Below are 11,573 nucleotides of genomic sequence, written 5' to 3'. Positions count from 1 at the left end.
CCGCCGTGCTGGCGGGGGAGGCCGATTACGACGGCCCCGTGCCCGCCGCTATTCGCACCGAAACGGTGTTCGCAACGCAATTCCACCCGGAAAAAAGCCAGGTGGAGGGCGAGAAACTGATCGCCAATTTCATGCGTTGGAAGGTCTAATCCTTTATGCTGACCCGCCGCCTGATCCCTACCTTACTGCTCCGCCAAGGCCGTCTTGTCAAAGGGGTGCGCTATGGCGAGCACCGCGACGCGGGCAACCCTCCCAGCATCACCCGCGCCCACGCCGCTCAAGATGCCGATGAAGTGCTGTTGGTCGATATCGATGCCAGCCGCGAAGGTCGGGCGCCGGATTTTACAGCTTTTGCTAAAGTCGCCGAAGAATGCACCATGCCGCTCACCTTGGGCGGCGGGTTGATCAATTTCGATCTGGCGCAAAAGGCGATGCACACGGGGGCCGACAAACTAGCGTTTACGGGGCCGGCCCTCGATAATCCGGCCCTGCTCGATGCCGTCGCCCGGCGCTTTGGTGCCCAGGCGGTCGTGCTAGGGCTCGATATCCTTCAAGATGAGACCGGCGCCTATTCCCTCTACGACTATCGCACGGGCACGATTGTGGCGAATCGCACGCCGACTGCCTGGGCGAAGGAAGCCGTGGATCGCGGCGCGGGCGAGATTCGTCTTATGGCGGTGCATCGGGAAGGGACGCGCCTCGGCTTCGATCTTGATCTTTACCGCCTGATCGCCGATGCGGTTTCGGTGCCGATCATTCTGGAAGGCGGGGCCGGAGCGCTGGATCACCTGGACGCGGCGATGGCGGCAGGCGTCGAGGCTTTAGGGCTCGGAACCATGCTCGTCTTCTCCGACAATAACATCGTCAAACTTCGACAGTATCTGCTCGGCTGCGGCCATGTTTTGCGGAGATAGGGATGATTTTCACCGGCGCGCTGGAAACCCCTCAGCTTTGGTTACGCACGCTCGATGAAAGCGCCGCAACCGGCCCTTATCTGGCTTGGATGCAGGATGCCGAAATCCTACGCTTTCTTGAAGCACGCTTCGGCAGACACACGCCGGAAAGTCTTGCCGACTTCATACACAGTATGAATCAAAATCCCGACGCTCTTTTGTTGGGGATGTTTTTTAAGGGCGACGATGGTCGGGCGGGCCGTCACGTCGGCAATATTAAACTTGGCCCCGTCAACCGGGAACATGCGCGCGGCGATATTGGCCTTTTGATCGGCGATAAATCGGTTTGGGGCCGCGGACTTGCGACGGAAGCGATTGCGGCCCTCACCCGGTACGCCTTCGAGCAGCTGCGCCTGAATCGCCTGTATGCAGGGTGTTATGGCGGTAATGACGGCTCGGTACGGGCATTTGTGAAGGCCGGATGGGCCGTGGAAGCCCGGTTGCCCCGCTATTGGCGTCTCGATGATAGTTGGGCAGATCATATCATTCTGGGGTGCCTGAACCCCGCCGCGTAAGCGGCCCTCTCGTTCAAAATTCAGCCCCTTAGCCGCATTTGACTGGGCAAGAAGTTCCCGATAGGGGCTCCGTCGTGATCGAATCAGGACGACCGGATTGGTTTTTCGGTGTGCCGCAGGTAGTTTCCACTCGCCCTTTCCATAATTATCTGTTATTTATCATGGGTATCAGAGGCGTTGTTCAGATTGGCACGCAACATGCAGAACAAGGGGCAACGCTGATGGAGGTTATCAACCATGGCTTCTACGCCGGTTAAGACATCGCAAGTAGATCGCTTAGGACTGGGGTTTACGGGTGCTTCCGTAAATGCCGATGCGACGAAATTGAAAGGCCGGGCCTCGCCTGAGTCCGTCCGTCATTTCGAGTCGCTGCTTGATGCGACCAACCGCGCGACGCCTGCGGAAAAGCCCGCCGCCAAGCCTGCCGCTCGGAGTTCGAACCGGGCTGAAGCGCCATCAAAAGCGCCCGAGAAGCTCGAGGCCGCTCCCGCCCCATCAAAACCCGATCCCGATAAAAGGGCAGAGGCTTTGGAGGAGGTCGATGCGGTCGAAGCGGCAAATATTGCCGACACCGCGCCAGTCGCCGAAGACGTAACCGCCCCATCGGCTCAGCCGACCGTCCCCTCGGATGAAGCGGTCACCCCGGACGCAGAGAGCGATACTCAGGCGACTGCTCCCGATAGCGAAGCCGATGCCGCGCCGGTTGCAGCAACGCCCCTCCCCGTCTTACCGCTGTCGGTCTATCTCGAAACGCAGCGCGTACCGCAGGCGGCTCTGCTGGCGCAAGCGGGTGCGGTACAAGCGGTTCCGACTGAAACCGACCTGTCGCAACAGGAACCGATCCCCCTGCCGCAAACGATCATCGACGATGTGCTGGCCGCCGCGACGGCCCCGGTTGTCGAGGAATCCCTACCCGCGATGCAAGATGGCCTCGCGCCGCAAGCATTGCCCCCCGGCCCCTCTGCCTCCACAACGCCGTGGCCCACCTCGGCAACGCCGACCAATCCAGCCCCCGCGCCTCAAACCACGCCCGTTCAGACCAATGCGGCAGATGCGATCATCGAGACGCTGACCGTCGTCGCCCGTGAAGGGGGCACGGAAGCCGACGCGCCGGTCGCCAAACCGGAAAGCGGTCCGGCACCACAGGCGGTCGACACGGCACCGGAAACGCAAGCGCAGCCCGTTGCAGCGCAAACCGCGCTCGTCGCGCCCGTTGTGACGGACGCGCAGCCGAAGGCCAAAGCCGCCGCACCGAAACCGCAGGCCGATGCCGTCGCGCCGCAGGATGCCGAAACCCTCGCCGGCCTGCCGACGACGGACGCTGCCGCCGCGCCCGCGACGGAAGCAGAGACCAAGCAGGATCAAAACCGTCAGGATCAATCTCCGGCGGAGCGTGGGCGCGAACGAGCGCAAGAGCGCGCGCAAGCGGGCGAACGGCTGGCGGCGCGCTTCGCCGATAGCCAGGTCTCGCTGATCCGCGACGAAGCTTCGCTTTCGGGCCCAATTCAGGCGTTCAAAGCGGGGCTGAAAGTTGCGGCTGCCGAGGCTAGCCTTGCCGCCGCAACGACTGCCCCCCAATCGGATACCATAAAAGCGCCTAATTCAGTGTCGGCCACGGCGGCGGTGGTGAATAATGCGGCGACCACGGGCAATGCAGCGCCCGCCGCTAAAACAGCCGCGCGCCCGAATTCGCCGGTTTTCCAAACGCCGGTCGTACAGCAAGTGGGGACGCGGCTCGTCGAGACAGCAGCTAACGGCGGCGGTCGCGTGATCATGGATCTGCGCCCCGAACATTTGGGCCGGGTCACCATCGATGTGGATGTGCGCGAAGACGGTCGGCTGACTGCCAATGTTCTGGTGGATAACCCCGCCGCGCTCGAACAACTTCGCCGCGATGCGGGGCAGTTAGAACAAGCGCTGCGCGATACCGGCCTTAATCCGGACCAAAATTCACTGAATTTCGCCCTGCGCGAGCAGGCGCAAGAAAATGGCGGCTTTGGCCGCGAGGACCGTCGGGGCCGCGATGCGAATGGGGATCTTTTGGCCGATGCCGAAATTGAACCAAACGTGACCGCGCCGACACAACAAAGCGTCGTGCCCGGTTTGGGCGTGATCGATATCCGTATTTAACGGGACCGCTGGGAATAGAGGACGAACCATGGCAACGACCGGCAGCACTACGTCGAATATGTTCGGCAATCTCTCCGAACTGAACGGCGCGTCGCAAAAGACCATCGATTCTCGCAATTCGGTGGCCTCGACCTACGATAACTTCCTGAAGCTGCTGACGACGCAGTTGAAGAATCAGGACCCGCTGGATCCGACCGATTCGAGTGAGTTCACCAATCAACTTGTGCAGTTCAGCCAGGTCGAACAGCAAATCAACTTGAATGCCAAGTTCGATAAGCTGCTGACGTCAAACCAAGCCGCCCAGGTGCTGCAGGCGTCGAACTATATCGGCAAGAATGTCGAAGCCGAAGGCTCGGCCCTGACGGTAGAATCCCCCGCCAGCATCACTTATTGGATGACCAAGGATGCCAGCACGGTAACGGCAGTGCTGAAAGACGAGAACGGCAATATCGTTCGTACCCTCTCGCCCGACGGTAAAGCCGGTAGCCATACGATTGCTTGGGATGGTCGTAAGACCGACGGTTCGCTGCTGCCGGTCGGCACCTATAATCTTATCATGAGCGCCGTCGATTCTACGGGGGCTTCGGTCGGTATTGACCTTCCAACCAGCAAGATCACGCTGACGGAAACGCCGAAGCCGCGCTTTGGGTATACCTTCGCCGATGCGGTAAACCGCGCCGAAGCCCGCATTTTCGACGATGGCGGCACGCTGGTGCGCGTGCTCAAGATCGACTCGACCGCAGGCCGTAAGTCGGTGGTTTGGGACGGGCGCGACGAAAAGAACCAGCCGGTTACGGCAGGGACTTACAGCGTGGCGATCTATGCCTATGACGCCAACGACAAACTCATCACCGACGAGAAGAGCAATCCGATCGACGCGAAACTGACCACGGTGAACCGGGTGAAGGACATCGGCAGCACCGAAAATGGTGTTCAGCTTCAAGTCGGTCAGGACGCTTACATCTATCTCGACAAAATCGTAGCCGTTCGCGGTTAACCCCCAGAAGCTACCCCAAATCTATCGAAGCATTCGAGGCTAGGAGAGAATCATGAGCATCTACGGCTCCCTGAAAGCTGGTGTTACGGGTCTGAAAGCGCAAGCCTCGAGCATGGCGATGATTTCGGACAATATCGCGAACGCCAATACCATCGGCTATAAGCGCAGCGTGGCAGATTTCGAAACCTTGGTAACGAAGTCTGGTTCGGCTGCCACCTATGCCCCCGGCGGCGTGAAGGCCAATACGGTTGCACTGATCGACCAGCAAGGCCTCATCAACTCGTCGGCGTCGACCACGGATATCGCCATCGCTGGGCGCGGCTTCTTCGCCGTCGCATCGTCCGTCAGCGGCAACGGTTCGGTCCCGACCGGCACTGAACGCCTCTACACCCGCGCGGGCTCGTTCCGCACCAACTCGGAAGGGTTCCTCACCTCAGCCAGCGGCGAATATCTGCTCGGCGTTCCGGCTGATGCCGCGGGTAACGTGCCGACGGCGACCTTGCCGGTCGATCAACTCCGCGCCATCAGCGTTGGCTCGATCACGGGCAGCGCGAAGGCAACCAGCACGGTTTCGATTGGGGCGAATTTGCCTGCGACGAGTGCGCCGCCGACGAATGCTTACACGTTTAATCTTCCGGCTGGCTCGGCAATCCCCTTTCCGCCGGCCGGTGGCCCATACGTTTACACTATGACGGGCGGCGTTGCCGATCCGGTTAACGATCCGGCCCGCAGCCCGGCTGTTGCGAACTATACCTCCAACATCACCTTCACGAACGATACTGCGGGTGGTTACGATGTGACCCTTAACGTTGGGACAACACCCGCCAGTTCCGTTACGCTTGGGAAGGTGACGGCTGCAGGCACGTTGAACTTTAACGCAACCGTTGCAGGGAGTACGGCAACAGGCAACACGGGTGGTCAGATTGCGTTTACCATAGGGGGTTCCTTCGCCAATGGCGCTGTCGCGCCGGTCGCGGCAAACCCGACGCTGACCAGTCAATACAAGCTGCGTATGTCGTCTTCAACGGGCACCCCTAGCGCTAGCACTGGCTCCCAGCTTGATTTGACTAACGCAAGCGGTATCCAGTCGGGTTTTACGAGTGATGTAACGCTCTACGATAGCTTGGGCGTTGGGCATAATGTGCAGCTTGCTTACGTTAAGACCGCGGCCAACCAGTGGGATGTTTTTGTCACGAAAATGACCATTGTTGGCCGGACGGACGCCTCGGGCAACCCGGTAGACTCTATTTCTGGAACGACCCAGAATAGCTGGGTTTACAATGGTAGCGAAACTATCCCGGCTGGCCTCGACACCGCCGATCAGGCCCGCTACGCCGCAGCCGTCGCCGGGCAACCCCTCACGGGCTTACCGAAGGATACCAGTCGCCTTGGTACTCTTTCATTCAATACCAACGGTTCGATTTCGGGCTTTTCGGCAAATGCCAACGCCCGCTTGAACAGCGCAGTGGCAACCGCCGGTGTAAACCTCTCAAGCCCCAGTTCGACCGGCGCCTCGCTGCTTAACCCCACCATCAACTTCGGTACCGTCGGCACCAAGAATGGCGTAACCCAGCAGTCGGACGCTTTCGCCACCTCCTTCATCAATCAAGATGGTGTGCGCTTTGGCTATAAGACGGGTGTTGCCATCGATAAGGACGGTGTAGTCCGCGCGGTGTTCGATAATGGTCAGCGCCTTGCCGTTGCCCGCGTCGCCATCACCACCTTCGCCGATCCGAATAAGCTGGATGCGCGCACGGGCAATCTTTATGCCCAGACCGACGCTTCGGGGTCGCCGACGACCAACTTCTCCGGCATCGGCGGGGCCGGGACCGTTCAGGGCAGTGCGTTGGAAGGCTCCACCGTCGATCTCGCCGAAGAATTCACCGATATGATCGTGACGCAGCGTAACTATAGCGCCAACTCGAAGACGATCACGACCTCGGACGAAATGCTGCAGGAAATCATCAACCTGAAGCGTTAAGGCGGATAACCCTCCCTTCGCGCCTCGGCGCAAGGGGAGGGTCCCACTTTCCCTAAGTTCAGCCTAAAGGTGCGATGATGAGTTTCAGCAAGGCCCTGATTACCGGCGTAACCGCGATGAATGCCCAAAGCACGGCGATGGGGGTTTTGTCGAACAATATCGCCAATTCGCGGACGGTTGGGTTCAAGGACTCGGATTCGCGCTTTTCCGATCTGGTGAATGGCGGTAAATCCTCCAACAGCGGTGTTGGCAGCGGGGTTGTCGCGTCGCAGTTCAGCCGGATCGATCAGCAGGGCATTCTGTCCACCTCCTATACCTCGACGAATTTCGCTATCGCTGGGCGCGGTTTTTTCCCGGTCGCCTCGGCTATCGACAATGCTACCGGCCAGATTGCCAATACGGCTGAGCGTCTGGTGACGCGCGCGGGGGATTTCTCGGTCGATAAAAACGGCTTCCTCGTCAATTCGAAGGGCTTTGCCCTTCTCGGTATTCCTGCTGGGACGACGGGAACCGGCGGCGGGGCCTTCAACAGCCTGCAACCGATCAAAGTTCCCGCCACTACCGTTCTTGCGGGAACCGCGTCCACGTCGATCACCTTAACGGGGAACCTGTCGGCCGCCGATGCCGTTCCAGTCACAACGACCACGGCTGATACGACCGATGCCAATGGCAATGTTGTTCCCGGGACGACGACAACGACGCCGGGAACCACGTTGAAATCGTCGGTGACCGCCTATGATGCGACGGGCACGCCCTATGCGCTGGAAGTCACGCTGACCAAAACCGCCCCCCAAACCTGGACCGCCCAATATACCGGCGGCACCGGCCCCGATGGGACGAGCTTGACCGCAACCACCACCAGCACCCCTATTACCCTGACGTTCGACTCTAACGGCCAGTTGGTCACGCCGACTGCCGCAACCTCGCTGGGCTCAGTGGCCTTTACGAATACCGCCACGGGGGCCACCGTTGCCACCTTGAGCCCAAGCTTCAGTTTTAAAGACGCCGCCGGGAAATCTACAATTACCGGTATGGGCGGCGCGAGCAACCTCTCCGGCTCTACGACCGATGGGCACGGGCCGCTGGGCATTGCGGGCATTGAAGTCGGCGATGACGGGGTGCTCTACCAGATCTTTGATCAGGGCAAACGCGTTGCTGTCGCCTCCATCCCCGTCGTGACCTTCGTCAATGATTATGGGCTGGAATCGGTTAGCGGAACCGCCTACCGCGTTACGGCCAACAGCGGCGATGCGGTGGTGAATGCTTCCGATACCAATGGCGCGGGCAAGGTGATGGGCGCGCAGTTGGAGCAGTCCACCGTCGATCTGGCCGATCAGTTTACCGACATGATTGTAACCCAGCGCGGATACCAAGCCGCCTCGAAGATCGTGACGACGACGGACGCGATGATCGAGATCGTGCGCGATCTCAAGAACTAAAGTGCCCTGCCCCTGATAGGGGCTGATCTTCACGGGCTATGATATTCTGGAACGAGAAAGCGGTCAGTTTTGCTGGCCGCTTTTTTAATTCAAATTCGACACAGGCTTTATTTAATATATATCGAGTCGATTTTTCTAAATCGCTTACCCGATCTTCAACCGCGCTCCGGCGACGGCGGCGACGGCATCTCCTCCCCGATCAAGATATTGTGAAGCCTTAAAGTTTTTTTTACAAATCTGTCGCTTTGTGGGGGCTGGGGCGGCTTTGGAAAGCTGCGGAATTGGTCGCTCGGCGCGTGGCCTTCTTGATCCGGCACTCTCACCAAACCGGGTAAGTCCGCGTCTTTAGGCAAAAATTTCCACTTCACCCCAACAATTTTTACCCATCTCGACGAAAATGCGGTAAAGATGGAATCACGGATAGGGGATTGCCGCCCGGTAACCCCAATCCAGCCCCGTAACCAGCCGGTGCAGGTCTCACTGCGTGTCCTGGCCGCTGTCAAAAGGTTGATCGCGTGAACGCCCTGATTCAGCAGATTAAGGCTCTCGGTCCGGTACGCCTCGCGATTGCGGGCGCAATCGTGGTCGCTCTGATCGCCTTCTTGATCTATGTCGTCGCCCGGATGGGTGGTGCTGAAACAGCGCTACTCTATGGCGACCTTAGCCAGCAAGACGCAGCGAAGATCACGCAGCGCCTCGACCAGATGAACATCGCCTATCAGATCCGTGCCGACGGCGCCCAGATCTACGTGCCGGTGGAGCAGGTCGCCAAGACCCGCATTACGCTGGCCGGTGAAGGGATCCCCTCCGGCGGCTCGATTGGCTACGAAATTTTCGACCAAGCCCAGGGCTTGGCTACCTCCAGCTTCGTGCAGAACATCAACCAGTTGCGCGCGCTCGAAGGCGAACTTGGTCGTACCATCCGCGGCATCGACAATGTTCGCGACGCCCGTGTGCACCTGGTTCTGCCGACCCGCGAACTCTTTTCCCGCGAACGCCAAGAACCGAGCGCCTCGGTGCTGCTGCGGATGCAAAATTCGCAGCGCCTGGAAAAAGCGCAGGTCATCGCCATTCAGAATATCATCGCAGCTTCGGTTCCGAACCTAAAGCCCGAGCGGATCGCTGTGGCCGATGAGCGTGGCCAACTTCTTGCCCGCGGCGGCGTAAGCGCTGGCAGCAGCGGTGCCATGCTCGAACAGTCGGAAGAGTTGCGCGTTGCTTACGAGCAGCGGATGTCGCGCCAGATCGAAAACCTCGTCGAACGCTCCATTGGGTTCGGCAAGGCTCGGGTCGAAGCTTCTGCTGAGGTCGATTACAGCCGCGTTAACGAAACCGAAGAGATTTTTAATCCGGAACAGCAGGTTCTGCGGTCAAGCCAGAATGTCGCCGATACATCGGAACAGTCTGAAACGGACGGCAACCCGTCGGTCACGATTGCAAACAATCTGCCGACGGGGTCGGCGACGGCGGGCGGTGCCACCACGTCCCAGTCGCGCAGCAACCGGACAGAAGAAACGCTGAACTACGAAATCAGCAAGCGCATCACCAACCGGACCCGCGACCCAGGCGCGATTGCGCTGAAATCGGTGGCTGTGCTGGTCGATCACAAGACCTCTGGGTTTGATGAGAATAACAAGGTGCTGCTGGAGCCGCGTACCGCGCAGGAAATTGCAGCGATACGGTCACTCGTGGCGTCGGCGGCGGGCCTCTCCGAAGGTCAAGTTGAAGTGGTGAATATGCCCTTCGTGTCGCTTGATGCCGACGTGCCGCCGCCGCAAAAGTACCTGCTGGGCATGACGGGTGAAGAACTCTATCGCTATGCGCAAGTCGCGGTGCTGGGTTTGGTTGCCATCCTCGTTGTTCTCATGGTCATCCGGCCGCTGCTGGCCCGCCTGTTCGATGCGGTGCCGACGATGGCGAGCGCCGGGGCTGGTGCGCAGCTTCTGGGGCCGAACGGTTTGCCGCAACTCGGGGGTGGTCGTGACATGATCCCCGCCATCGAGATCGGCGATAGTATTGAAGAAATGATCGACCTCAATCGTATCGAAGGCCGGGTGAAAGCCTCCAGCCTGCGCAAGATCGGGGAAATTATCGAGAAGCATCCTGAAGATGTTGTGGCCATCCTGCGCGGCTGGCTGTACCAGGAATCTGGTGCATAATGGGCCGCGTCGATGCACTCCCTCTTTCTGGGTATCTTATGTCAATAACGGTAAGGGTCGAACCGAGCCATGCGCGTTCGTGAGGATTTCCGGTCTCTGACCGGACCTGAAAAAGCGGCCATACTGATGCTTGCCATTGGCGAGGAGCATGCGGCGCGGCTATTCGAACTGATGGATGACGAGGAGATCAAAGAGATCTCCCAAACCATGGCGAATCTCGGCACGGTTTCATCCAATGTGGTCGAGCGGCTGTTTGTCGAATTTGCTGAACAGTTCAGCCAGACGGGCTCGCTCACCGGGTCGTTCGAGAGCACTGAGCGCCTGCTCAGTAAGGTTCTCGATAAAGACCGTGTCGATACGATCATGGAAGAAATCCGTGGTCCAGCGGGTCGCACCATGTGGGACAAGCTCGGCAATGTGAACGAGCAAGTTCTGGCGAATTATCTGAAGAATGAATACCCGCAAACGGTTGCGGTGGTTCTGTCCAAGATCAAAGCTGAACATGCCGCGCGGGTTCTGTCGCTGTTGCCGGAAGCTTTTGCGCTTGAGGTCGTCATGCGCATGCTGCGCATGGAAGCCGTTCAAAAGGACGTGCTGAACGACGTTGAAAAGACGCTGCGCACCGAATTCATGAGCAATCTCGCGCGCACCAATCGCCGCGATGCCCATGAACAGATGGCGGATATTTTCAATAACCTCGACCGCAATACCGAACAGCGCTTTATGACCTCGCTCGAAGAGCGCAATAAGGATTCGGCGGAACGCATTAAAGCTTTGATGTTCACCTTCGAAGACCTCAGCCGTCTCGACAGTTCGGGCATTCAAACGCTGCTGCGCGCGACCGAAAAGGACAAGCTGGGTATGGCGCTGAAGGGGGCTTCCGAAACCCTGCGCGATATGTTCTTCAGCAATATGTCCGAACGCGCCGCCAAACTGTTGCGCGAAGATATGGCGTCGATGGGGCCTGTTCGTCTGCGCGACGTCGATGAAGCGCAAATGTATATGGTTCAGATGGCCAAAGACCTGGCCGCCCGTGGTGAAATCGTCATCGCGGATAAGGGCGGTGACGAGCTGATCTACTAATTGGTCCTCTAGACAGGCGCAGTCATGGTCTCACCCCTGCCCCCCTCTGCTCCTGACGCTGCGGTCGACACTTCTGTCGGCGGCGACGGCATGGACTTCGACGCGCTCGACTTCACCTTCCTGGATGGGGAGGATGCCGTTCTGTCGACCGAGGGAACGGCGTCCGACGCCCCGAAATCGCCCGCGTCGGACGAGACTGCTCCGACGCATGCCCCCCGCTCCGAAGATGGGTTCGACCTTGCCGCCTGGGACTCAGCCGACCCGGTAACAACCGCTGCGCTCCCCCCGGAAACCGCAGCGCCCGAAGCACTTGATG

9 protein-coding genes are annotated in these 11,573 nt (G+C 59.4%); all 9 read left to right on the top strand.

Annotated elements, in window-relative coordinates; all coding sequences use genetic code 11:
- Nucleotides 1-155: 155 nt before the first annotated feature.
- Nucleotides 156-914, top strand: a complete 759-nt coding sequence (gene hisF / locus ACIQ36_RS13515) for an imidazole glycerol phosphate synthase subunit HisF (RefSeq protein ID WP_395830120.1) — start codon at nt 156-158, stop codon at nt 912-914.
- A gap of 2 nt (nt 915-916) precedes the next feature.
- Nucleotides 917-1,468, top strand: coding sequence for a GNAT family N-acetyltransferase (locus ACIQ36_RS13510; protein ID WP_395830118.1), 552 nt, complete (start codon nt 917-919; stop codon nt 1,466-1,468).
- Nucleotides 1,469-1,705: 237 nt separating this feature from the next.
- Nucleotides 1,706-3,598, top strand: a complete 1,893-nt coding sequence (locus ACIQ36_RS13505) for a flagellar hook-length control protein FliK (RefSeq protein ID WP_395830115.1) — start codon at nt 1,706-1,708, stop codon at nt 3,596-3,598.
- 28 nt (nt 3,599-3,626) lie between these two features.
- Nucleotides 3,627-4,595 (top strand): FlgD immunoglobulin-like domain containing protein, encoded by a 969-nt coding sequence (locus ACIQ36_RS13500; RefSeq protein WP_395830113.1) that lies wholly within the window; start codon nt 3,627-3,629, stop codon nt 4,593-4,595.
- Nucleotides 4,596-4,647: 52 nt separating this feature from the next.
- Nucleotides 4,648-6,576 carry a flagellar hook protein FlgE gene (locus ACIQ36_RS13495; RefSeq protein WP_395830111.1) on the top strand — a complete coding sequence of 643 codons (1,929 nt, stop codon included), beginning with the start codon at nt 4,648-4,650 and terminating at the stop codon, nt 6,574-6,576.
- Nucleotides 6,577-6,650: 74 nt separating this feature from the next.
- Nucleotides 6,651-8,015, top strand: coding sequence for a flagellar hook protein FlgE (locus tag ACIQ36_RS13490; protein WP_395830109.1), 1,365 nt, complete (start codon nt 6,651-6,653; stop codon nt 8,013-8,015).
- A 515-nt stretch (nt 8,016-8,530) separates the two neighbouring features.
- Complete coding sequence (fliF, locus tag ACIQ36_RS13485; protein ID WP_395830107.1) at nt 8,531-10,174, top strand: flagellar basal-body MS-ring/collar protein FliF; 1,644 nt, start codon at nt 8,531-8,533, stop codon at nt 10,172-10,174.
- A gap of 69 nt (nt 10,175-10,243) precedes the next feature.
- Nucleotides 10,244-11,257 carry a flagellar motor switch protein FliG gene (gene fliG, locus ACIQ36_RS13480; protein ID WP_395830106.1) on the top strand — a complete coding sequence of 338 codons (1,014 nt, stop codon included), beginning with the start codon at nt 10,244-10,246 and terminating at the stop codon, nt 11,255-11,257.
- Between the two features lie 24 nt (nt 11,258-11,281).
- Nucleotides 11,282-11,573, top strand: a 292-nt coding sequence (locus tag ACIQ36_RS13475) for a hypothetical protein (RefSeq protein WP_395830104.1), incomplete at its 3' end; no start/stop codon positions are given.

This window comes from Elstera sp. (assembly GCF_044372965.1).
GTDB lineage: Bacteria > Pseudomonadota > Alphaproteobacteria > Elsterales > Elsteraceae > Elstera.
Note: the sequence above shows the minus strand (reverse complement) of the source record. Positions and strands in the feature narration are given on the sequence as shown.